Origin of the sequence: Levilactobacillus fujinensis, assembly GCF_003946335.1 — a bacterium.
GTDB classification, from domain to species: domain Bacteria; phylum Bacillota; class Bacilli; order Lactobacillales; family Lactobacillaceae; genus Levilactobacillus; species Levilactobacillus fujinensis.
This window is the reverse complement of sequence record NZ_RHNX01000018.1, coordinates 21103-44720: the sequence shown is the minus strand read 5'-3', so window position 1 is coordinate 44720 and position 23618 is coordinate 21103. Positions and strand designations below refer to the sequence as shown.

The window sequence follows — 23618 nt, the reverse complement described above, 5'->3', positions numbered from 1 at the left end:
TTTGCTCGTATCATTCGTGGCGTCTCGCAACCAATTGTCGTATAATGAGTTTATTCTAACAATTTAAGGAGAAAAATATGGCAGAATCCACACATTTTTACGAACTTTTCCAACCGACACATTACAACGTGTACCTCGATATCAACCGGGCGACGAAAGTAATCGCCGGGACGTCCACCATTACCGGTGATGCTAAACAGACTAGCATCGCGATTCATCAGAAGTTTATGACCATTAGCGCCGTTAAAGCCGACGGTAAGGACGTGCCATTTACCTTTGATGACCAGAGCGAAGGCATTCACATCGACCTGGGCAAGACCGGTGAGACCACGGTTGCCATCGACTTCACTGCGCCTCTGACCGACAGCATGATGGGAATCTACCCCTCCTACTACGAACTTAACGGGGAAAAGAAGGAATTGATCGGGACACAGTTTGAAACGACCGCTGCCCGTCAGGCCTTTCCTTGTGTCGATGAACCCGAAGCCAAGGCTACGTTTGACCTCGCTATCAAGTTTGACGAACATGAAGGCGAGACCGTCATCAGTAACATGCCCGAAGTGAAGGTTATTAATGGCGTTCACTACTTTGACACCACGGTTCGCATGTCCTCCTACCTGATTGCCTTTGCTTTTGGTGAAATGCAGAGCAAGTTGACGACCACTAAGAGTGGCGTCAAGGTCGGCGTTTTCTCCACGAAAGCTCACCAACCTAAGGAACTCGACTTTGCCTTGGATATCGCTAAGCGGTCCATTGAATTTTACGAAGACTTCTACCAGACACCATATCCACTCCCGCATTCTTGGCAGTTGGCTTTACCCGACTTCTCAGCCGGCGCGATGGAAAACTGGGGGCTGGTTACTTACCGGGAAGCCTACCTGGTCTTAGATCCCGACAATACGTCATTTGAAACGAAGCAACGGGTCGCTACGGTTATTGCCCATGAACTGGCTCACCAATGGTTCGGTGACCTGGTTACCATGAAGTGGTGGGACGACCTCTGGTTGAACGAGAGTTTTGCCAACATGATGGAATACGTTGCTATCGACGCGATCGAACCCGACTGGCACATCTGGGAAGTCTTCCAGACGTCTGAAGCGCCAATGGCTCTGCAACGGGATGCCACGGACGGTGTCCAATCCGTTCACGTGCAGGTTGAAGATCCAGCCGAAATCGACGCGTTGTTCGACGGTGCCATCGTTTACGCCAAGGGGGCACGGATGTTGGTCATGGTTCGGGCCTTGATCGGTGACGATGCCTTGCGGGCTGGTCTGAAGAACTACTTCGCGACCCACCATTATGGCAACGCCACCGGGGCCGACCTCTGGGCTGCTCTGGGCGCCGCTTCTGGTATGGATGTTGGGGCGATCATGAACTCTTGGCTCGAACAACCTGGTTATCCAGTCGTTTCTGCCGCAGTGGGTGATGGCAAATTGACCATCACCCAACAACAATTCTTTGTCGGCGAAGGTAAGGATGCTGGCCGGCAATGGCAAGTCCCTCTTAATGGGAACTACGATGCTGTTCCTGAAATTTTGGCAGACAAGTCCGTGACCCTGGGTGACTACGCCGAATTGCGACAGACGAATGGTCAGCCTTTCCGCTTAAATGTCGGCAACAACTCGCATTTCATCGTGAAGTACGACGACACCTTGTTACAAGACATCTTGGCCAACCTGGACGGCTTGGATGCCATTGCCCAGTTACAATTGCTCCAAGACTTACGGTTATTGGCTGAGGGTCGGCAAATTTCTTACGCGGCAATTGTGCCATTGCTGAGTCGTTTTGGCGTTAGCCACTCTACGGTTGTTAACGATGTGCTTTACGGCGTTGCTGGGAACTTACGGAAGTTTGTGACGCCAGATTCTGCCGAAGAGAAAGCCTTACGGACGTTGTTTGACCGCTTGAGTGCTAAGCAAGTCGACCGGTTGGGCTGGACGCCTAAAGCCGACGAATCAAATGATGACCAATTAACGCGGCCATTTGTTTTGAACGCGGCCTTGTACGCCAAAAATCCGGAATCGATTGCAGCTGCCCACAAGCTTTTCGTTGCCAATCAAGACAACTTAGCTGGGTTGCCGGCATCTGTGCGGGTCTTCATTTTGGCCAATGAAGTGGAGAACTTTAGCGACGCGACAATCTTCGATCAGCTCTTGAATGACTATCGGAAGTCCAGCGATGCCAGCTACAAGGCGGACCTCGCTGCGGCCTTGCCAACGACGGGAGACGCCGCGCTGCTTGCCAAATTGATTGGTGTCTTTGAAGATGCTGATACCGTTAAGCCGCAAGACTTGCGGGCTTGGTACCGCGGTGTGTTGAACAATTCTAAAGGCGAACAAGCCGCTTGGGACTGGATCAGAAATGACTGGCAATGGTTGGAAGACACGGTTGGTGGCGACATGGAATTTACCACGTACATTACCGTGACGACTGGCGTTTTCCATACACCAGAACGATTGGCTGAATTTAAGGCCTTCTTCGAACCGAAGTTGAACACCCCAGGGTTAACCCGGGAAATAACGATGGATACCAAGGTCATCGAAACTCGCGTCGCCTTGATTGAGGATGAAAAGACGGCTGTGAATGAAGCCGTTGCACAAGCTGTAAAGTAAAGTGTCATGATGAAAGCTCACTGGGGAAATAATTCTCAGTGGGCTTTTTGACGATTACTAGGCGACGGAACAGTGACGGTTATCCCCACGACAACGATGGTTATACTATACTAAATGCAACTATAAGTGACGACAAATTAGGCACGTGACCCCGACGAAGTGGATGACTCGTTGATGTCGGGGTTGCGTGCTTTCACGTTGGCCGAAAGCGAGGTACGAATGGGTGCGATAGCGAACTATTTTCGATCGATTAAGGTTTGGGGGCGGGCTGGCTCTTATTCATTTTAGCAAGCTGGATTACTATAAGAAGCTAGGTTTTGAGTATGAGCCCAAGTTTTAGGTTGACGTGCAAGCGGGTGTGGCGCCTTAGTGGTTACATGTGCTGTTGTGGATGATGACGGTTTAATTAGTGACTGAAATTATAAAGAAAACGGGTGCTCAATTGCTGATGTAGCGGTTGGCCATCTGTTTCGATTAGTTTGAGGTTGTGCTATACACTTATGGGGTTAGACAGTTATGCTTGGTGGAACGTAAAGATTCTGTAGTAGATAGACTTCCGAGCAGAGTTAAACTGAATACAAAATTAAGGGGGAAATTCAAATGTCTGTGACTGAAAGTAATGATTTAAAACAAGTGATTGAAGTCAAAAGTAGGAAAGAACTGAGATATGTTATGAACCTGCTTGCCCCCCAAAACCAAGAACGTACGGTTAATGAACAGCACGAGATTGATAAAATATCAGCAGCATTAAGAAGAGCCAATTTTGATGTATAAGACCAATATACGTAAGTTACCAAGTGGTGTGTCGCTGAAGCACTTTACTAGTGGGGAAAGTGTTGTAGATGACTTTTTATATCGGAATGCAGTGAACCGCGAACAACGAGATATTTTTTCAACCACTGTATTCTTTACGGAGGATCAAGAGAAAATTATTGGCTTTTACTCTTTGGCAGCAAGTATTGTTGAGGTTAAGAATCCGTATGATGCGTCACTGCTTGGTACTCTTGAGACGATGGGAAATGACGTTTCAATAATTCCTTTCCCAGCAATTGAACTAACTTGGTTAGGTGTAGATAAGCAGTTTCAAAGAAAACGACATGGTACCATGCTATTAAAAAGTTTATTTCAAGATATCTTGATAGCCAGAGACCAACTGAATATTGGTGTCTCAGGTGTTCAAGTATCAGCTTTACCGGGTGCTGTCGAGTTTTATCAACATTTTGGATTCAAGTATTTGCATATGAATTACGATCGTGTAGCCGTTTTTCCGGAGACGTATCCTTTATTTATCGCAATGCGTGATATTCGTGATGTCATCTAACAATAAAAAAAACCTTCCCCAGACTGAGGAGGGTTTTTCTTTTAATCGTTTAAATTGTACCGCAACTTCATGTGTTCTGAACCAAATGTCACCATGTCACCAAGTAACTTGGTTTGACGGGAGAAGGATTCGTTGGACAACTTTTCGTTAGCGTCCTTCAGAAGCTTAACGTCGGCACCGTTCTTAATAGCGGCGTCCGTGTCATTTTGAATCTTGCGGTATGCACCCATGGCTTCCAGGGCGAAGGTGTTACGGAAGTCGACGTATAGGTCGTAGTCCGTGTCACCCAGCAAGGCCGTGGTGCAACTTAACCAGTACATATGATTCAAGTTAAACGTGCCATCAGCATCCTTGTAAACGGCTGGCGTGTCATCCACGTTAGCGTAGAAAGGAACGACCGTGTTGAACGTGTTGGCACCAAAGGCTAACCAGTGAATACCGGCAATGCTGTCGGGCACGTTATTTCTGATCTGTAAAATGTGCACATCGTGATTCCGGTTGATCCCAATTGGGCGGAACTTTGTCTTGTCAGATTCAGAGCCGTCGCCGTAAACGTCATACTTTGTGTTTTCGAAGTGAGAACTCAATACATACTTAACGTCTTCAATGGAAATCTTGCGGTTGGCGTGGCAGATGAATGGCAGGTCTTGGTCCTGAGGGTCCTGCTCAACATCTGGGGAGAAGTACTTCTGACCGAACCAGGCACGGGGGTTGTTGTAGACCGTGTCCTTGGTGGAAGCACTCCCGAAGATGTGACGCAGATTAACCGTGTCGAAATCAGGATTCAAACTGTAGGATGCAATCATGTCTTCCAGGTCAGCCGAAGCCAGAGTGTCGTCGGCGCTGAAATCAAAGAAGTCAATGTTCATCCGGTTAGGAGCGACAACGTAGGCATCATCTGGAATCCGCTTAGCAGCCCAGTGGTGGCCACCGATGGTTTCTAGCCACCAGATTTCGTTGTTGTCGGAAAAGGCAATCCCGTTTGGTTCGTAGGTCCCGTATTCTTTTAAGAGACTACCCAAACGTTCAACCCCTTCGCGGGCACTGTGAATGTAAGGTAAGACCAACGTTACCAAGTCTTCTTCACCGATACCACCAGCAACGTAAGGGTCAATACCCAAGACGCGAGAGTTAGTCGTGATCGTTTCAGTAGCGGACATGGCAATGTTGTCACTGTTGATACCAGCGGCTGGCCAGATACCATTCGTTAGAATTGAGTTTGGGATGGACGTATAACGCAGTGGATTATCGGGCAACTTAACTTCGACGCCACTGATAACGGCCTTGTAATCGCGTGGCTGGTCGGCAGGGTTAACCACGACAAATTTTTCAGGGTCGAGGGCTTCGTGACCATCGTCGTTCCGAGAAATAATCGTTGAACCGTCGAGTGACGCCTTTTTCCCAACCAAAATGGTAGTACATGAACCTTTAATTCGTTTTTCCATGAATGCAGCACTCCTTTTAACCCGTATTATATCATTGAAGCGTGGTGGAAGAGAAGTGGTTGCGTAGATGTTGCGAGGGGAGTGGCGAACAGTGACGTTTTGCCAGTAAAAAGGGGACTGCGGTGAGTACCACAATTCCCAGTTTTAATCCTAATATCGCTGTTACAACGGCCATATTAGATGTTTTGGAACTGCCAGTCTTCAGTCATCATCTTTGGTTTGTCGCAATTCTTGTAGGAGGTCACGTAACTCCCGATTCTGTTTTTCGATTGTCGCTAGTTGCCTGGTCACCCGTTGGTACTCAGACGACTTACCCCGATTGGCGAAGTAAGTCGTGATGGTACTGGTCAGTGCACCGATAAAGCCGATGCCCACTAGCATAAGGATTGTGGCCGCAACTTTGCCGATAGCCGTGTGCGGTGCGACATCGCCGTAGCCTACCGTGGTGGCCGTGGCAATGGCCCACCAGAGCGCTTCTCCCCAGGAAACGTGTTCGGCATAGGAGTAAAGGGTGGCGGCCAGAATCAGAATTGCCATGCAGGCCCAGACTAAATAAATGAACCCGTTGGTGCGCAAAAAGCGTTTCAAGGTGTGGCGTAGCTTGCCAATGAAACCGACCAAACGTACGAAGCGAAATAGCCGGACGAGTCGAAATAAGCGGGTGACTCGTGCTAGACGGAAGAAACTAAAAATGGTATTTAAGGGAATGATAGCGAGCAGGTCGAAAATGTTGTGTCGGAAGAAGACCCATTTTTGTTTGGCCCGCCCAAACCGTACGATGTAGTCGACGGTAAAGATGGCTAGAATGCCATCGTCCATCACGGACCAAGGGAGTTCCTGAATGTGAATGAGGTTGGAGAAGTCGAGAATGGCTAATATAATGGACCAGAGCGCTAGAATGACGACGCCAATAGTGTATGCTTTCTGCCACTGTTTCATGTGGCTCACCCCCTTAATCATGTTAAGTATGACATGCTGAATTGTTGGCGGGTAAGGGGATGACTCGGTAGTGGAAGTAGGCTAACTATACCAATTGTCGACCAATCTAGTTCATAATTGTAATATAAAATATGGATAAAACCTTTACGGGGTATTCAAATTATGGTAACGTTTACAACTGGAGGAGATACATATCTCGGGGAGGAAACAAAAGATGAATCATATGATGAAGACCGGCTTAACCGTTGTATTGGGAACAATGCTGTTCGGGAGCATGGGCGCGCCAGTTGTTGCTAATGCGGCAAGTAAAACGGTTTATGGGACGAAAATTCCTTTAAAGGGTGCTAGCAACGTTCAGGACATGGGCGGTATCAAGACCAAGAATGGTCACCGAATCAAGGCCCATCGGATTATTCGCTCGAACAAGATGATCAACTACACGAAAAATGATGTTAAGGTCATTAAGTCAACGTATAAGCTGAAAACGGTGGTTGATTTCCGTTCTGGTAATGAAATTAAGAACACACCTGACGTTAAGATTGCTAACGTAAAATATATCAAAGATGGTGTCGTTAAGGACTCTAACTTTGGGGGAAACTCACAAGAAGAATTTGCCCAACAGCTAGCAACTATGGACCCCAACCACATGCCAGAATTTTACCAAGGTTTGGTAAGTGACAAGATTTCAATCAAGGGCTATAAGGTCTTCTTTAACCAGTTACTCAAACAAAAGAATGGGTCAACGCTCTTCCACTGTACAGATGGTAAAGACCGGACCGGGATCGGTGCCATGCTCTTCTTGTCTGCGATGGGTGTCAGCAAGCAGACGATCATGAAGGAATACTTACGTTCTAATCATAATCTGGCTAAGGAAAACAAGATTGCAATCTCCGCTATGGATAAATTGACGACGAACAAGGACGCCCGAGCAAACTTCCGTCGGTTGAAGGCAGTCAAGAAAGCTTACTTGAACGCTGCATACAAGACGATTGACAAGAAGTATGGTTCAGTTGACAACTTTTTGAAGACGCAGATTGGCTTAAATGCTCATAAGAAGGCACAATTGCGCGCAATGTATTTGACGAAGTAACTTATTAAAACGTAAACTCCTCCAAAGAAGGCCTGAACGATGACTTGTTCAGGCCTTCTTTTAGATTGTACGATAGGAATACAAAACTATCTTAATGGAAAATTTCGCTGTGTGACCCAATGTCGATGAAATTACTTGAGCATCCTTTGCAGCGTGGCAATCAGTTCACGGTTCATCGCTAAAGCGTCATTGTATTTACGGATGTCAACGTGTTGTCGTACAACACATTGATGGATAGTAGCAAATATTTCCGGTTTCGCGTCCCGTGACTGTTCCGTCAGGGAGACGATCAATTGTCGATGATCGGTGGCTGGCAGACTGCGCGTCAACCAACCATTCGTTTCCATTCGCTTTAATAAAGGTGTCAGCGTATTGCTTCCAAAGTCGAGTCGTTCACCCAGCTTATGCAGTGGCTGCCGGTCTTCTTCCCATAAGGAAAGCAAAACCAGGTATTGTGGATAAGTGAGCTGAAATGGTGCTAGTGCCTGTTTATAAAATTTGGTAAATAGGCGACTAGCGTGGTAGACCGAAAAACATAGTTGATTGGTTAAGGTCATATCGTCAGTTTCCATGCACGATCACTCCAATTCGATTGCGTACGATTTAATTTACTATAAGCTAGTTTATCTTAGCTGTCAACTATATTTGGTGAACATTACAGACGATGTGGTTTTAATTAATAACTAAATAGTTAGCTTGTTATAATGGCTACAAACAGCCTTAATCGTCATCTTTCCGCGTCACGGCTCCTATCAGCGATAGGTAATAACTAGCCACATTACTCGAATTGTGAGGGTGCTTGTGATTCGATTTAGCGGGTGATTTATTATAAAAAATTTTTATGCTAATGTCGGAATATTATGAGTGGAATTTAGAAAAATTGCGATGCTTATGTCAGACTACGGGGAAAAGTTACAGGGCGTTCGGTTGTATTACGTCGTCTGAGCATTTAAAATAGAAATATTGAGTTCAAACTATATAAAGAAGAAACGATTCAGTTAAGGAGCAGTCATGCTAGATTTAGCGGCAGCACAACAAGTATTAAAAACAACGTTTGGCTACGATGAGTTTCGTCCCGGTCAGCGTGCAGTAATCGAACACGTGCTGGCGGGCGACAGTAGCTTAGCTATCATGCCAACCGGTGGGGGAAAGTCTCTGTGTTATCAGATACCGGCAATGCTGTTTGATGGGATTACGGTAGTGGTGTCGCCACTGATTTCACTGATGAAGGATCAAGTCGATGCGTTAAATGACAGCGGAATTCCAGCCACCTTTATCAATAGTTCCTTGGAATGGCCCGAAATTCAGGAGCGACTGGCGGCACTGCACGATGGTGCGTACAAATTACTTTATGTTGCACCGGAGCGTTTGGATTCGGCGGCTTTTATTCAGGCATTGGGTCGACTACCGATTGATCTGTTGGCGGTAGATGAGGCGCACTGTATTTCGCAATGGGGGCATGACTTTCGTCCCAGTTACCTTGCATTGAGTACAGCGATTGAACAGCTGCCTACCCAACCACAAGTTCTAGCACTTACGGCGACGGCCACGGAACAGGTGGCGGATGATATTCGCCAACAATTAAACATTGCGCCACAAAATGAGGTCAATACGGGTTTTGCCCGGGACAATCTCAATTTAACAGTGGTCAAAAATCAAGACACAGACCGTTATATTTTAGAGTACTTAAAAGTTAATGCTGGCGAAACGGGCATCATTTATGCCAGTACACGAAAAGAAGTCGAACGCGTGACCAAGATGTTAACCCGCCATCACATTCAGGCGGCCGCTTATCATGCTGGATTACCAGATGAGAAACGACGGCAAAATCAGGAAGACTTCCTATATGATCGAATTCAAGTCATGGTTGCAACCAATGCTTTCGGGATGGGTATCGATAAAAGTAATGTGCGGTTTGTTATTCATGCGCAAGTTCCTGGAACGCTCGAGGCTTACTACCAAGAAGCAGGCCGTGCTGGGCGAGATGGTCTGCCGAGTGAAGCAATTTTACTGTTTCGGGCGCAGGATTTGCAGATTCAACGGTTCTTCATCGATCAATCGGAAGAAATGGATGAGGAGCACCGACAACGTTCGTATGACAAATTGCAGGTCATGAGTCAATATGCCAATACGCAGGGGTGTTTGCAGCAGTTTATTTTAAATTATTTCGGTGAAGAATCGAAGCCGTGTGGCAGATGCAGCAACTGTTTGGATGATCGTGAAGCACAGGATGTGACGACAGCAGCACAAAAGGTGTTGTCGTGTGTCGTACGGCTGCGGGCACGTTATGGCAAGGGCATTGTGGCCCAGGTCTTGACGGGTGCTCATAACCAAAGAATTCGAGAAAATCATTTGGAAGAGTTACCAACTTATGGCATCATGCAGGGACAGCGCCAAAAGAGTGTCGGTGAATTAATCGACTTCCTATCGGCGGCGGGGTACTTGCAGAGTGTGGGTGGTCAATATCCAACCTTACAAGTTACAACCAACGGCGCGGCAGTCCTGAAGGGCGAAGAACAGGTCTATCGTAAAATGGCTCGACAAGTTAAGCGTTTAGCACCGGAGGATGACGAACTATTTGGTAAGCTTCGCGAGTTGCGGCGTAGTTTAGCCGAAGAGCAACACGTGCCACCGTTTGTAATCTTCTCTGACAAGTCCTTGCATGGCATGTGTGAAGTATTGCCAACGGATGATGAAGAGTTTCTCTCCGTGAAGGGTGTGGGTCAGAGTAAGTTGGAGAAGTATGGTGAGACATTTATGGATGTTATTCGGGAAAATAAGTGAATTTATAAGCAAGAAGCAGGATGGTTTTTCAACCATTCTGCTTCTTTTGATTTTCGAGGCCTTTTCACTTTGTTTAGGGTCTTGACTATGGTAATCTAGAACTCCGCTGTGTCGTCAAGCCAATCAGATGGAGGTTATGTCCATGTCAGATCCAGAATTTATTGAGATTGTAAATGACCGTGAGAACAACCTGAAGAATATCAGTCTCCGGATTCCTAAAAACAAGCTAACCGTGTTTACTGGGGTTTCTGGCTCTGGAAAGTCATCCATTGTGTTCGACACGATTGCTCAAGAGGCTGGTCGTCAGCTGAACAGTACATATGATAGTTTTACGCGACTCTATTTACCCCACTATCACCGACCAGACGTTGATGAGGTGCATAATTTATCGACGGCGATTGTGATCGACCAAAAGCCATTGGGGGGCAATGCGCGTTCAACCTTGGGAACGGTTAGTGATATTAACGCTTTGTTTCGCATTCTCTTTTCACGATTTGGCCGGCCACAATATGGTCAGGCCAGCAATGCCTTTTCTTTCAATGATCCAGCAGGGATGTGTCCAACCTGTGAGGGAATTGGGAAAACCTACGTCTTACAGCTGGACGCGGCTTTAGATCAAAGTAAGTCACTCGCTGATGGCGCTATTCAACTGCCAGGTTACAATGCGACCTCCTATTATTATCAAATCTTAGTAGATACCGGACTTTTCGATTTGAATAAGCCAGTCAAAGATTTTACGGCCGACGAATTGGCGTTATTGTTAAATGGCGAGCCAACTGAAGTTACCGTGCATTATCGGGGTTCTCAGTTGAAAGCTAAGTTTGAAGGCATTGAGCAGCAATTCTACCGCCAAAACTTGAAGATGAGTCAGGGAATCAGTGAAGGTGCGCGTAAGAAGATTGAAAAATTTGCGACCATGAGTCCCTGTCCAGATTGCCAAGGAAAACGCTATAATTCACAGGTGTTGGCGTCTAAGATTAACGGATATAACCTATTTGATCTGACAGATATGCAATTAAACCAGTTAGTAATCGCGTTGAATGAATTCACTGACGAACGGATGATGGGATTAATTAGGAGTATTCGAGAACGGGTCCAAGGACTAATCGATGTGGGATTGGATTATCTTAGCCTCACACGAGAGACGACAACCTTATCTGGTGGGGAATCGCAGCGTGTCAAAACGGTTAAATACCTGGCCAACAGCCTAACAAATTTGATCTACATTTTAGATGAACCCAGTACGGGACTGCATCCACGCGATGTCCACCGATTAAATGAACTGTTAATCAAATTGCGTAGTAAGGGGAATACCGTGCTCGTCGTTGAACATGATCCCGATGTGATTAAAGTTGCGGATTATGTTGTTGATGTGGGGCCCAAGGCGGGAACCCATGGCGGTCAAATCACCTTCACGGGGACCTACCCGGAGCTGCTAGCATCCGAAACGTTGACTGGGAAGTACCTGCTGCGCCACTTGCCGGTCAACGCGCACCCGCGTATGCCTAAGCAGTTCATTTCAAGTCAACCTAGTCGGCTGCACAATCTGAAAGATGCCGTGTTAAATGTCCCCCAGGGCCTCTTTACCGTCGTGACGGGGGTGGCCGGTTCCGGCAAGAGTACCTTAGTGGAACAGGTCTTTGCGCCGGAACACCCAGCGGCGATTCGCATCGATCAGCGGCCGCTGCACGCCAACAGCCGATCGAACCCGGCCACCTATATTGGTGTGATGAATGATATTCGGAAACTGTTAGCCGACGAGAACGGTGTGAGTGATAGCCTGTTTAGTTACAACTCGAAGGGCGCTTGTCCGCAGTGTGGGGGTAAGGGCGTGGTTGAGTTGAACCTATCGTTTATGGAAAATGCCACGGTAGAATGCTCCCTGTGTCATGGCGGTCGCTTTGACCCCCAGGTCCTAACCTATCAGTATCAGCAACAGAATATTGTTGAGATTATGGCCATGACCATTGAAGAGGCGGCGACATTCTTTAAGGGCACCAAGGTCGTTACTAAGCTAAAACGGGTACTCGAGGTTGGCTTAGGATACCTGGCACTGGGGCAGCCACTGAACACACTATCTGGTGGTGAAGGTCAACGCTTGAAGATTGCCAAGGAGCTCAACAAGCGGGGAAACATCTACATTCTGGATGAACCGACAACCGGATTACATCCTTCAGATATTACGGTGATTATTGGAATTATTAACAAGTTAGTGGATAAAGGCAATACAGTCATCGTGATTGAACATAACCTTGATGTGATGCGAAGTGCCGATTGGTTGATCGACATTGGTCCGGATGGGGGTGCCAAGGGGGGCGAAGTGCTCTACGAGGGACCGGCTAGTGGCATCCACACCGCGAAGCAATCGGTAACGGCTGATTACCTTTAATCTTAATTGAAACGACGAAAAGAGACGATGACTGAAAAATGTCATCGCCTCTTTTATCGATTCAATTAACCTAGGCCTGGATGCAACGGGTGACAACCGGTAGTGGGCTGCACTTAAATCTGAGAACGTCCTACCGTCACATAAGCCACGACTAGTCGCTAACTTTGATTCGGAACATGTTCCAAGATAAAGGCTGTAGCGTCGTACGCAAGACGTTACCGTCTAATTGCACGTCGTTATTTGGCTGAATAGCCATCTGCTGGTCTTCGTTGGTCTGCTTGATGTCATAGCCGTAGAATTGAGTTGCTTCAACAACTTCTTTGGCGTTTAGGTCACGCAGGTCGGTACTAAAGTTCATGGTGTCTTCACCCTTGTTTTCAGCGAAGATGACCACTTCATCATCTTCTTGATTGTAAACAGCTAAGCTGTCCAAGTAAGGAACATCCTTGAAGTCCTTACTGTCGTAGGTTGTGGATTCTTGTTTAGGCGTTAAAGCTACCCCGCGACCATACTTGGAGACTTGCATGAAGGGGAAGAAGATAGATTGTAACCAGACACCGTTGTCGTCCGTCATGATTGGTGCGATGACGTTGACCAGTTGGGCGAGGCAAGCAATCTTGACCCGATCGGCGTGCTTTAACAAGGTGATCAACATGGTACCGACCATCAAAGCATCTTCGAAGTTATAGTGGTCTTCCAACAAATGAGGTGCTTGTTGCCAGGGTGTTGCTTCGTCGTCTTGCTTGTGGGAGTGGTACCAAACGTTCCATTCGTCTAAGGCTAAGTTGATAGTCTTATCGCTGTGCTTACGGGCCTTAACGGCGTCACAAACGGCAACGATGCCACCAATAAATTCGTCAAAATCAACTGACTTGGCTAGGAAGTTATGCAGATCATTCTCTTCGTTACCATAGTATCGGTGAAGAGAAAGGTAATCGACGTCATCGTAGGTGTGGTCGAGAACGGTTTCTTCCCAGCTACCAAACGTTGCCATCTCACGCGTGGAGCTTCCACTGACGACCAAGTCGATATCAGGGTCAACGAGCCGCATGACCTTAGCCGTTTCGTGGGCTAAGCGACCATATTCTTCGGCATTTTTGTGGCCAATCTGCCAGTCGCCATCCATTTCATTACCCAGACACCAAGTCTTGATATTGAAGGGTTTGTCGGCACCGTTTTTCTTCCGCAAGTCGCTCCAGTACGTGCCACCAGGGAAGTTACAGTATTCGATAAGGTTGCGAGCAGCATCGATGCCCCGACTGCCTAAGTTAACGGCCATGTCAGGACGAGTATCAGTCTGCTTGGTCCACTTCATGAATTCGTGGAGACCAAATTGATTGGTCTCAATGCTCCGCCAAGCTAAGTCGAGTCGAGTTGGCCGATTTTCCTTGGGACCAACGCTATCTTCCCAGTTGAAGCCGGAGACAAAGTTTCCGCCAGGGTAACGAATTAAGTCGATATTTAGGTCCTTAACGGCCTTAACGACGTCTTGACGGAAGCCATTTTCGTCAGATTTAGCATTTCCTGGGTTATAAAGGCCGTCGTAAACGGCGCGGCCAAGATGTTCGATTAAAGCACTGTAGACCCGGTCGTCAATTTTTGAAATTTGATTGCTGGGATCAACGGTTAATTTTCCTTGCATGAAAAAACCTCCATTAGATAATGATTACTTGTAATTGTAGGGAACAGGTTTGCCAAAGTTAGGTGTGCCATCGTCGTTCCACGTGAACGGCTGAACCATGGTGTGACGGTTCGGGTCATATAGCGGGTCACCCTTGATATCGGTGTAGTTCCGGCAGTGGTAGACTAGCATATCGGTCTGGTCGTCTTCTGCGACTGTAAATGAGTTGTGACCAGGGCCGTATTGTTGAATTGGTAAATTGCTTTGGAAGACGGGGGTCTTAGACTTGGACCAGTTTGAAGCGTCAAGTAAGTCGGCGTCCTCGGGAACCGTCAGCATTCCCATGGCGTAATTTTCGTCGGTGGCACTGGCCGAATAGGTCAAGAAGAAGCGACCGTTGCGATGTAGGATAGCGGGACCTTCGTTAACCGAGAAAATCTTGGTTTCCCAGTCGTACTCAGGCTTGGTCAGCATGACCGGCTTCGTCTTCAGCGTCCAAGGATTTTCCATTTCAGCAATATAAATGTTGGAGTTTCCCTTGATAGCAGGATCCTTCTGCGCCCAAACGTAATATAGCTTGTCCTGAGCTTCGAAAACGGTAGCGTCAAGGGCAAAGGTATCGAGTGGAGTTTCAACCTGACCACGTTCTACCCAGTCGGATTCGTCACGCATGGGATCGGCGCTGTCACATTCGATACAGTACATTCGATGCTGGAACATACCATTGTGATCGAATTCTTTGGTATGGGATGCGGCGAAGTAAATGAACCATTTGCCGTCTATGTAATGAATTTCGGGAGCCCAGATCAGTTGGCTCATTGGGCCACTGCCATCTGGATGCTTCCGCCATACGGTACGGGGGGCAGCGTTTGCTAAACCATTTAAGGTCTTTGCCCGGCGAATCTCGATTAAGTTGTAAGCAGGGACGGAGGCTGTAAAGTAATAGTAGCCGTCAGTGTGCTTGTAAATGTACGGGTCAGCCCGCTGAACAATTAGTGGGTTGATGTAGTCTTGTGCCTGTACCATAAGATTAATCGCTCCTTTTAGAAATATTTGTAAGCATTTAAAGAATACATCTTTCAATAAATGCTAATAAATACGTACACTTGAAATATACAACCGTATGAAAACGCTGTCAACTAACAACTGTTATCTTCCGGATAAACCCACATTATTCTTTAATATTGAAGTTAAAGTGTGGCTGTTGTGAAGATTAAGGACTATTAGAGTTAAAAAATTGTTGTATTTAGAGAGTTCCACGTAAGAAAAATGTATCCGAACAATTATTTGAAATTCTTTATTTATCAATATCTTTGTTCACTTTTGCCAAAGTGTCCGGATGATTTTGTTCACTATTTACTTTATCTGAATGCGCTTTCATCATATACTAAGTACAGATAAATTTTGAAAGGAATGTTATACATAATGGCTGAAGTTAACCTAGAGCACATCTATAAAGAATACGACGGGGCAGATGATTACTCCGTAACAGATTTTAACCTTGACGTTAAGGATAAGGAGTTTATGGTCTTCGTCGGGCCTTCTGGTTGTGGGAAGTCAACGACCTTACGGATGATTGCTGGTTTGGAAGATATTACTAAAGGGAAACTCGTTATTAATGGTAAAGTTGCCAACAACTTGGCACCTAAGGACCGGGACATTGCCATGGTCTTCCAAAACTACGCTTTGTATCCACATATGACGGTTTACGGTAACATGGCCTTTGGATTGAAGATTCAAAAGAAGTCTAAAGAAGATATTGATAAGCGAGTTAAACATGCTGCCGATATCCTTGGCTTAACTGAATATTTGGACCGGAAGCCAGCTGCTCTCTCTGGTGGGCAACGGCAACGGGTTGCTTTAGGCCGGGCAATTGTGCGTGATGCACCTGTCTTCCTAATGGACGAACCATTATCTAACTTGGATGCTAAATTACGGATTTCTATGCGTGCTCAGATTGCTAAGCTTCACCAAGACTTAGGAACGACGACCATTTACGTTACTCATGATCAAACCGAAGCGATGACGATGGCTGATCGGATTGTTGTTATGCGTGATGGAAAGGTTCAACAAGTAGGGACTCCTTCTGAAGTTTATGATAAGCCAGTTAATGCCTTTGTTGCTGGATTTATCGGTGCACCTGCCATGAACTTCTTCAACGTTACACTGAAGGATGGTGTGGTTACCGATGAAAAGGGCGAATTACATCTCAGCGTTCCAGAAGGTCGTCTAAAGAACTTAGTTAAGCATGGTTATGACGGTAAAGAATTGATTTTGGGTGTTCGCCCAGAAGATATTCATACTGAGAATGCCTTCTTGGAAGCCTTCCCTGAAAACGAAGTTGATGCAGAAATTATCGTTTCTGAATTACTGGGTGCTGACTCTCAGTTGTACAGTAAGGTTGGGAATACTGAGTTTGTATCGAAGGTTAACGCACGTGACTTTGAAAAGCCAGGTGCCCACGTTAAGATGGGATTTGACTTGAACAAGGCACATTACTTTGATAAGGATTCTGAACTGTCTGTAGACTACATGGATTAAAGATTTTGAAAAGGATAGTGAGTTCCCATCGTGGGGGCTCACTATCCTTTTTGGTGATTATTGAAAAGTTAAAAGATAACAAAAGAGTAGATCATCCATATTTTTTAGATTGAACCCAGTTGTCTCCTGAAACTTCTTGATGCGGTATTGTAGCGTGTTACGATGCAAGAACATCTTTTTAGCGGTATTACTAACGTTGCCACCGTTTTGATAAAGAGTGGTGATGGTTTTTTTTGCTTCCGGCATATTGAATAATTCTGAATCGCTTTTTAGAATCAAGGGATTTTGGCTAAGTTGCGTTTTAAAGTAATATTTGAGAATACTATTTGAAATGGAGAACAGCCGGTCGCTGGTGTTTTGCTGTAGTTGAAACTTAAACAAATTTCGTTCGTTGGTGAAGAGCTGCTCAATCGTATTATCGTTCTGCCAATATTGACCAACATAAATCTTGGAACTACAGTAAAAATCACTATCTAATGCCTGGCTAATCCCAAGAAAATTATCATTATCATATATTTTAGAACCAAGTGGCTCAATCGCGATTGCTTCATGATTATTAATAAGGAAGGTATCTAGGAAAGGTTGTTTGAACATTGTCTTAAAGGCATCCAACCAATTGTTGACCGGGATGGAATTGTCATGGCTAACGAGGTTGATTTGAATCACACGAACACGTTGACTTTTTAATTGTTGTTGAGAAACTTTTTCACCTAAAAAGAGACGACGAAACCAAGTGTGATCGTTAGCTGTTTTAGTACGTGGTATGGCCGCCTTATCTATCATAAGTTGGAGCAAAGTGATTTCACGGGAGGTGAGGTTGGTACGGGGGATGTTCAGCCACTGTGCCGCAACTGGAAGACTCAGATAAGCCGCATCTGGATTAGGCGTTGGTTGTAGCTGTGCATCTGGGAAAATACTGATAATATCTTTGAGCTCCACGGTAAGATTCATTCCCTTCAGATATATTTAAGGTGTGTGATCCTAAAAATCATAAATCATAAATCATAAATCATAAATCATAAATCATAATGTGATGATGCTAAATAAAAATTGCTATCTCTAATGGTAACGCAAAAGGTCCATGTAAACCTAATTGCCAAAGAAATTGTCAATTTACGTGGGCCCTTTTATTTTGAATTAAATTAGTTAACAGTATCTATTTGCAGTGTCACAACGCTCATTGGTGGAATTTTAGCGGTTAATTGGTGAGAATCGTGGGTGATAGCTGTAAAACTTTCAGGGGAAACTTCATCAGGGTGATCAAAGTCGTTATGTTGATCCATCTTTGTTCCGCGTAACATTTCGCCACTGACTGTACTGATGAGACTATCCATATCGACCGTAATGGTATCAGTTGCAGTTAAGCCATAGTTACAAAGCGAGACGAAGTAACCATCCTTGTTTTTAGAAATTGAGGCACTGGTCGTTTCTGATAAATCATCAAGCGTATCCATCGCAATAGCATCTTGGTGCTTAAGAAACATTTTAAAGATATAGTAAGTTGGTGTCTTAACGATTTTTGAACCGTCCGTTAGCAGCATAGACTGTAGTACGTTGACCATCTGGGCGATGTTTGCCATTTGAACCCGATCGACGTGTTTTTGGAAAATATGCAGCGTAATAGCAGCAATCATGGCGTCACGAATCGTATTTTGCTGGTAAAGAAATGCAGGGTTGGTTCCTTGCTCAGCACGTAGCCAAGAGCCCCATTCATCGACGATTAAACCAACACGTTTTTCAGGATCATATTTGTCCATGATGGTACTGTGTTTAGTAATGAGCTCATCCATTTTTTGTGCACTCTTAATTAAGGAGAACCATTCAGCCTCAGGGAAGGCCAAGGCAGGACGCTTGTCTTCCCAGGCAGAAGCGAGTGCATAGTGATGTAAACTGATACCGTCCATGTAAGGAGCGGCATTTTTCATCAATACATCCATCCAATGGTAGTCGTCGACATTAGGACCAGAAGCAATTTTGTAAAGGGGGGAGTCCGAATCATAACTAGTGAGGAAGGTTTGATATTGTCGGTAAAGGTCCGCGTAATACTCGGGACGCATGTTACCGCCACCACCCCAACTCTCGTTACCTACACCAAAGAACTTTACATGCCAAGGATCCTTGTGACCATTAGCTGTGCGTAGGTCGGCCATTGGTGAAGTTCCGTTGAAGGTCATGTATTCAACCCATTCAGACATTTCTTGAACCGTGCCACTGCCGAGATTACCGTTTACATAAGCGTCGGCACCTAATTGGTTAAGTAACTCGAAGTATTCATGCGTGCCAAAGTGATTATTTTCGACAACACTGCCCCAACTAGTATTTACGATTTTTTTTCGCTTATCGGCCGGACCAATACCATCAGCCCAGTGGTAGGTATCAGCAAAACAACCACCAGGCCAGCGTAAGACCGGAACCTTGATGGCCTTTAGGGCAGTGATGGCATCAGTGCGTAGTCCATTTATGTTAGGAATATTTGAGTTAGGTTCAACCCATAAGCCACCATAAATGCTGCGGCCAAGGTGTTCAGAGAACTGACCATAAATATATTTGCTAATTTTGCCACGCTGTCTGTGAGCGTCAATTGAGATATGAGACAAGATATGACCTCCTATAAGATAAGATTAGTTTGAATATAGTTATTTTATTCGGACAACATTTATACGGAAAACAATATGTCTGAACAAATATTACTATATAAAGCGCTTTCAATCAAGAAAGCGTCAACTAGATGATTGAATAAATGGGACTTAAACGTGGGTTTAGCAGCATTTCGGACGAATTTTTTTGGTTTGAATAAGAACGGTAAGCAAGGTATGAACTAAGATACCGAATAGAAGGTTCATCAAATGTTCTGTCGTTTAGATAGTGAAATAGGACATAAACAGTGGTAAATCAAGGTAGTCAGCCATTAAATTCCCAAAAATGATGAGGTTCTGCTGAGCTAAAACGAGAATTAGATTGAAAAAATATAAATTTTTTGGAAATTTTAGTATGCTTATTTATTGGCCGTAACCGGTATGATTAGTGGGGTTAACGTCGTTATTAGTAAGTATATAAAGTATCAAAATCCAAAATTGTTCCGTATAACTATTGAAATCGCTTACAATTTATGCTAAATTTGTACGTGGATAAGGCAAAGGAGTTAGTTAGAAAGTTGTAGTATTGCTTTCTAAACTCAGGAGTTGCTGGGGCTAACAAATTGCTGAATCGTTCGTTCATTGGACGTGCCACTGAAAGTAACAACGATTAATACCCAACGTTAATGCGCAGACAATGGGGAAATCGTGGGAACTGAATGGGGTGACTTGTGAGAACATTAGCAATGAGGATGCTGAAGTTCAATCAAATTTTCGTTTAATGGCCATGACAGATTACAAGGGGGTCCTTCAATCGGAGATTACTGTTCAAGCAAAGTTCTAAATATGATAGGGGCATTGCAATAAAGTACAGTTATTATTTTTAAGTACATATAACGGATATGATGGTCAATCAGCATTTAGGGGTTAATGGATGATCGTGTCTGAGAGCGAAACCACTATCATATAAGGTATTGGAATTAACTACTAATCATAGAGGTGTAAATCATGAGACATGGCTTAATGAAAAAGCTTGGCGTTGTTGCTGCAATCGCAGCAGCAGGTGTCAGCTTGGCAGCATGTGGAAGCAGCAAGTCAAGTAGCAGTAGTTCTTCAAGCAAGACTACAACTATTACTTTCTGGAACGGCTTCACATCAACTGACGGGGACGTTTTAAAGCAAATTGTTAAAGATTACAACAAGACTAACAAAGACCACGTTAAGGTCAAGATGGATATCATGACTTGGGATAACTTCAACCAGAAGTTACCAACTGGTATCACTGCTAAGAAAGCACCTGACTTTGTCGCTATGAACTATGGTGACATGGCTTCTTACGTTGCCAATGGCACGATGAAGGACATGGGCGACTTCTACAAGCAAAGCGGCGTTGACAAGTCTAACTTCGAAACCACTGCCCGGAACTTAGGGGTTATCAATGGGAAGACTTACTTCGTTCCTATGCAAGTACAAGGCATGTACCTCTACTGGAACAAGAAGCTCTTTAAGAAGGCCGGTTTGAATCCTAACAACCCACCTAAGACTTGGGCTGAATTAGCAACTGATGCTAAGAAGATCTCCAAGTTAGGCAACAACACCCAAGGGTTTGCAATGCCTAAGGATGGTAGCGCTATCATGTACAACTTATTACAAGATAACGGTGCTAAATTGTTGAATGGTAGCGAAAAGAAGTCTGCTTTGAACTCTGCAGCTACTAAGAAGAGCTTTGATTACTTACAACAATTAATTTACAAAGACGGCGTTGGTCCTAAGAACATTTCCGGTGCCGAAGCTGATAACTTAATGCTTGCTGGTTCTCTGGGTCTTTACATCAATGGTCCTTGGTTGAACTCCGGTTTGAAGAAGAACAACATTGATTACGGAATGAGTACTTTGGTTCAGGCTAAGCAAGGTGACAAGAAGGCCATCTTGGATGGTGTTGGATTTGGTATTCCTACCAGCACTAGTGATAGCAAGACCAAGGCTATCTACTCATTTGTTAAGTACTGGAACACGACTAAGATTGGCAAGAAGTGGAGCCTTGAAAACAAGTGTGCACCATACCTGAAGTCTGTCGCTGCTAACAAGGATATCAAGGCTGATAAACTTGTTTCCACGATGTACAAGCAAATTGGGTATGCTAAGCCATACTACCCAGGTAACAAGAACATGAGTAATATCACGACTAACGTGATTAACCCATCTATCGAAAAAGTCTTGGCTGGGAGCAATACTACGAGTACGATGAAGTCTGCATCTAAACAAATTGATAGTACATTAAGTGGTAACTAAGCAGTTAACTAGTTAGTGTGAATCATAAAAAAACAGATGTTAATTTCAATCTCGGTTGAAATTAGCATCTGTTTTATAAAGGAGTCGAGTTAAATGGAAGAGATCGATACATCTGTTAGTAAGAAACGTTCCTTCTTCCGATTCTGGAACCAACCAAAGCATGCTGCCTACTTATTCATGGCACCATCTATCATCATTCTGCTATTCTTCATGGTGATTCCATTAATTGGGACGTTAGGACTTAGTTTTTTCAATATTAATATTTTCTTCACGGGTACTAAGTTTGTTGGGTTAGATAATTTCGTTCAGTTCTTCCATGATCAACGGGCGATTAACTCAATGTGGCATACGGTTTACTTTACGTTGCTAGAAACACCTACACAAGTTATTGTTGGGACGGTTGCCGCCGCTGCTTTGTCACGGACGACGCTATTCAACCGTTTCTCACGTTCCGTTTTCTACGTACCTGTTATCTGTTCATTAACGACTAGTGGGATTATCTTCTCAATGTTGCTTGATCCTAACATTGGTTGGATTCCTTATGTTTTACACCAATTTGGAATGAGTACGCCACAATTCTTCCGTGATGCATCGTTAGCAATGCCATCAATCGCGGCTATGACGGTTTGGAAAAACTTTGGTGTTACGATGACTATCATGTTGACTGCTATTCAAGCAATCTCACCAAGTTTGTATGAATCAGCTGAAATGGACGGGGCAAATAAGCAACAGCAATTCTTCCACGTCACGATTCCACAAATTATTCCATCATTAGGTTTCTGTGTGATGACGAACTTGATCGGGTCAATGCAAGTCTTTGACCAAATCTACGTTACTACCGCTGGTGGTCCTGAGTTCAAGACTGAATCAGCCGTGCAATACATTTATAGTCGTGGGTTCTCCGCACCATATCAATTGGGCTACGCTTCAGCCGTTGCGACAATTTTGTTTGTAATTATCGCTATTTTGTCAGTTTCCTCTAACCTCTACATGAGTCACAAGGAAAAGCAAATGAGATAGGCACCCAATTTCGACTATAAAGTCCTTTGTGGGCAGTATCTATTAGGATTACCCGTAAAGGGCGCGAAAGGAATGAATCTATATGGAAGCACGAACAGCTGATACGACTGAACTCGTTGATTCTACTAAAAAAAGTAACTATCATCGGAATAAAGTAATCAAGTCAATTATTTTCAAGGTTATCATGTCCTTGTTGATTTTGATTGTTGTATTCCCATTCTTATGGTTGCTATTGTCATCATTTAAATATGAAAAGGATATTATTACTTACCCACCACATATCTTTTCTGGGAAGTATACGTTCCAAAACTACATTAAGGTTTGGGATACGATTCCTTTGTTAGGTTATGTTAAGAACACCGTTATCTTTGCCGGAGCTACAATGTTGATTTCTCTGGTCTTAGACTCCATGACTGGCTATGCATTAGCTAGAATGGAATTCAAAGGAAAAACAGCATTCTACTACTTCGTCATGGTTTCCATGATGATTCCATTCATGGTTTACATGATTCCTCTGTTTATCGAAATGAACAAGATGAACTTACTGGATACTTACACAGGTTTGATTGTTCCACGGGCAACTACTGCGTTCGGTATTTTCATGATGCGGTCTAACTTTGTTGGATTGCCTCGTGACTTGGATGAAGCTGCTCGTTTGGATGGCCTAAATGAATGGCGGATCTTTACGAAGATTATGTTGCCATTGTCTAAGCCAACGTTGATGGCCTTAGCAGTCTTCACGTTGACCAACAACTGGAACGATTTGCTTTACCCATTAATTTTGACGACGACTTCAAGTATGCGGACGTTGCCAGCTGGGTTGGCACTCTTCACTGGTCAGCATATTTCATTCTACGGTCCTGTTATGGCTGGTGCCGTTATTTCTATGTTGCCATTGTTCATTATTTACATCTTTGCTCAAAAGTACTTCGTTCAAGGTTCAGCAATGTCAGGTATGAAGGAATAGCTTTTACACAGTAGATAAGGG

General features: G+C 44.6%; 17 protein-coding genes. 10 read left to right on the top strand and 7 right to left on the bottom strand.

Features of this window, described 5'->3' with window-relative positions; translation table 11 throughout:
• The first annotated feature begins 77 nt into the window (after positions 1 to 77).
• The 3 genes from EKM89_RS07885 to EKM89_RS07880 all read left to right on the top strand — a co-directional run bounded on the left by EKM89_RS07885 (position 78) and on the right by EKM89_RS07880 (position 3933).
• Positions 78 to 2612, top strand: coding sequence for a M1 family metallopeptidase (locus tag EKM89_RS07885; RefSeq protein ID WP_125687374.1), 2535 nt, complete (start codon positions 78 to 80; stop codon positions 2610 to 2612).
• A 600-nt stretch (positions 2613 to 3212) separates the two neighbouring features.
• On the top strand, positions 3213 to 3386 hold the full coding sequence (locus EKM89_RS14075) for a hypothetical protein (protein WP_164510545.1): 174 nt from the start codon (positions 3213 to 3215) through the stop codon (positions 3384 to 3386).
• Complete coding sequence (locus EKM89_RS07880) at positions 3379 to 3933, top strand: GNAT family N-acetyltransferase (protein ID WP_125687372.1); 555 nt, start codon at positions 3379 to 3381, stop codon at positions 3931 to 3933. Before EKM89_RS14075 ends, EKM89_RS07880 begins: the two co-directional genes overlap by 8 nt.
• A 41-nt stretch (positions 3934 to 3974) precedes the next feature.
• On the opposite strand, the gene EKM89_RS07875 is transcribed toward EKM89_RS07880, so the two are convergent.
• Positions 3975 to 5378: a C69 family dipeptidase gene (locus EKM89_RS07875; protein WP_125687370.1), complete on the bottom strand. Its 1404-nt coding sequence runs from the start codon at positions 5376 to 5378 to the stop codon at positions 3975 to 3977.
• 201 nt (positions 5379 to 5579) lie between these two features.
• Complete coding sequence (locus EKM89_RS07870; RefSeq protein WP_125687368.1) at positions 5580 to 6317, bottom strand: ion transporter; 738 nt, start codon at positions 6315 to 6317, stop codon at positions 5580 to 5582.
• A 214-nt stretch (positions 6318 to 6531) separates the two neighbouring features.
• Between EKM89_RS07870 and EKM89_RS07865 the strand changes: the two genes are divergently transcribed.
• On the top strand, positions 6532 to 7407 hold the full coding sequence (locus EKM89_RS07865; protein ID WP_125687365.1) for a tyrosine-protein phosphatase: 876 nt from the start codon (positions 6532 to 6534) through the stop codon (positions 7405 to 7407).
• 131 nt (positions 7408 to 7538) lie between these two features.
• Here the strand turns inward: EKM89_RS07865 and EKM89_RS07860 are convergent, their stop codons facing one another.
• A complete protein-coding gene (locus tag EKM89_RS07860; RefSeq protein WP_125687363.1) occupies positions 7539 to 7979 on the bottom strand; it encodes a MarR family winged helix-turn-helix transcriptional regulator in 441 nt (146 codons plus the stop codon).
• 439 nt (positions 7980 to 8418) lie between these two features.
• Here EKM89_RS07860 and recQ point away from each other — a divergent pair, with 439 nt between their 5' ends.
• Entirely contained in the window at positions 8419 to 10191 is a 1773-nt protein-coding gene (recQ, locus tag EKM89_RS07855) for a DNA helicase RecQ (RefSeq protein WP_125687361.1), read from the top strand.
• A 142-nt stretch (positions 10192 to 10333) separates the two neighbouring features.
• Positions 10334 to 12580 carry an ATP-binding cassette domain-containing protein gene (locus EKM89_RS07850; RefSeq protein WP_125687359.1) on the top strand — a complete coding sequence of 749 codons (2247 nt, stop codon included), beginning with the start codon at positions 10334 to 10336 and terminating at the stop codon, positions 12578 to 12580.
• A 151-nt stretch (positions 12581 to 12731) separates the two neighbouring features.
• Here the strand turns inward: EKM89_RS07850 and arfA are convergent, their stop codons facing one another.
• Together arfA and EKM89_RS07840 are read right to left on the bottom strand one after the other, a co-directional pair.
• Entirely contained in the window at positions 12732 to 14222 is a 1491-nt protein-coding gene (gene arfA / locus EKM89_RS07845; protein WP_125687357.1) for an arabinosylfuranosidase ArfA, read from the bottom strand.
• 24 nt (positions 14223 to 14246) lie between these two features.
• Positions 14247 to 15227: a glycoside hydrolase family 43 protein gene (locus tag EKM89_RS07840; protein WP_125687354.1), complete on the bottom strand. Its 981-nt coding sequence runs from the start codon at positions 15225 to 15227 to the stop codon at positions 14247 to 14249.
• Positions 15228 to 15626: 399 nt separating this feature from the next.
• Between EKM89_RS07840 and EKM89_RS07835 the strand changes: the two genes are divergently transcribed.
• Entirely contained in the window at positions 15627 to 16742 is a 1116-nt protein-coding gene (locus EKM89_RS07835; protein ID WP_125687352.1) for an ABC transporter ATP-binding protein, read from the top strand.
• A 57-nt stretch (positions 16743 to 16799) separates the two neighbouring features.
• Here EKM89_RS07835 and EKM89_RS07830 read toward each other — a convergent pair whose 3' ends face one another.
• Together EKM89_RS07830 and EKM89_RS07825 are read right to left on the bottom strand one after the other, a co-directional pair.
• Complete coding sequence (locus EKM89_RS07830) at positions 16800 to 17681, bottom strand: helix-turn-helix domain-containing protein (RefSeq protein ID WP_164510544.1); 882 nt, start codon at positions 17679 to 17681, stop codon at positions 16800 to 16802.
• Positions 17682 to 17884: 203 nt separating this feature from the next.
• Positions 17885 to 19339 (bottom strand): alpha-N-arabinofuranosidase, encoded by a 1455-nt coding sequence (locus EKM89_RS07825; RefSeq protein WP_225421847.1) that lies wholly within the window; start codon positions 19337 to 19339, stop codon positions 17885 to 17887.
• A 987-nt stretch (positions 19340 to 20326) separates the two neighbouring features.
• Here EKM89_RS07825 and EKM89_RS07820 point away from each other — a divergent pair.
• From EKM89_RS07820 to EKM89_RS07810, 3 genes are all read left to right on the top strand, one after another.
• A complete protein-coding gene (locus tag EKM89_RS07820; RefSeq protein ID WP_125687348.1) occupies positions 20327 to 21610 on the top strand; it encodes an ABC transporter substrate-binding protein in 1284 nt (427 codons plus the stop codon).
• Positions 21611 to 21703: 93 nt separating this feature from the next.
• On the top strand, positions 21704 to 22630 hold the full coding sequence (locus EKM89_RS07815) for a carbohydrate ABC transporter permease (protein ID WP_125687346.1): 927 nt from the start codon (positions 21704 to 21706) through the stop codon (positions 22628 to 22630).
• A gap of 82 nt (positions 22631 to 22712) precedes the next feature.
• Positions 22713 to 23597: a carbohydrate ABC transporter permease gene (locus EKM89_RS07810; RefSeq protein WP_048735300.1), complete on the top strand. Its 885-nt coding sequence runs from the start codon at positions 22713 to 22715 to the stop codon at positions 23595 to 23597.
• Positions 23598 to 23618 lie beyond the last annotated feature (21 nt).

Excerpts from the sequence above, each read along its gene's own strand:
- EKM89_RS07880 (WP_125687372.1), top strand. The coding sequence starts at position 3,379 with ATGTATAAGACCAATATACGTAAGTTACCAAGTGGTGTGTCGCTGAAG.
- arfA (WP_125687357.1), bottom strand. The coding sequence starts at position 14,222 with ATGCAAGGAAAATTAACCGTTGATCCCAGCAATCAAATTTCAAAAATT.
- recQ (WP_125687361.1), top strand. The coding sequence starts at position 8,419 with ATGCTAGATTTAGCGGCAGCACAACAAGTATTAAAAACAACGTTTGGC.
- EKM89_RS07840 (WP_125687354.1), bottom strand. The coding sequence starts at position 15,227 with ATGGTACAGGCACAAGACTACATCAACCCACTAATTGTTCAGCGGGCT.
- EKM89_RS07850 (WP_125687359.1), top strand. The coding sequence starts at position 10,334 with ATGTCAGATCCAGAATTTATTGAGATTGTAAATGACCGTGAGAACAAC.
- EKM89_RS14075 (WP_164510545.1), top strand. The coding sequence starts at position 3,213 with ATGTCTGTGACTGAAAGTAATGATTTAAAACAAGTGATTGAAGTCAAA.
- EKM89_RS07870 (WP_125687368.1), bottom strand. The coding sequence starts at position 6,317 with ATGAAACAGTGGCAGAAAGCATACACTATTGGCGTCGTCATTCTAGCG.
- EKM89_RS07820 (WP_125687348.1), top strand. The coding sequence starts at position 20,327 with ATGAGACATGGCTTAATGAAAAAGCTTGGCGTTGTTGCTGCAATCGCA.
- EKM89_RS07885 (WP_125687374.1), top strand. The coding sequence starts at position 78 with ATGGCAGAATCCACACATTTTTACGAACTTTTCCAACCGACACATTAC.
- EKM89_RS07810 (WP_048735300.1), top strand. The coding sequence starts at position 22,713 with ATGGAAGCACGAACAGCTGATACGACTGAACTCGTTGATTCTACTAAA.
- EKM89_RS07860 (WP_125687363.1), bottom strand. The coding sequence starts at position 7,979 with ATGGAAACTGACGATATGACCTTAACCAATCAACTATGTTTTTCGGTC.
- EKM89_RS07875 (WP_125687370.1), bottom strand. The coding sequence starts at position 5,378 with ATGGAAAAACGAATTAAAGGTTCATGTACTACCATTTTGGTTGGGAAA.
- EKM89_RS07835 (WP_125687352.1), top strand. The coding sequence starts at position 15,627 with ATGGCTGAAGTTAACCTAGAGCACATCTATAAAGAATACGACGGGGCA.
- EKM89_RS07865 (WP_125687365.1), top strand. The coding sequence starts at position 6,532 with ATGAATCATATGATGAAGACCGGCTTAACCGTTGTATTGGGAACAATG.
- EKM89_RS07815 (WP_125687346.1), top strand. The coding sequence starts at position 21,704 with ATGGAAGAGATCGATACATCTGTTAGTAAGAAACGTTCCTTCTTCCGA.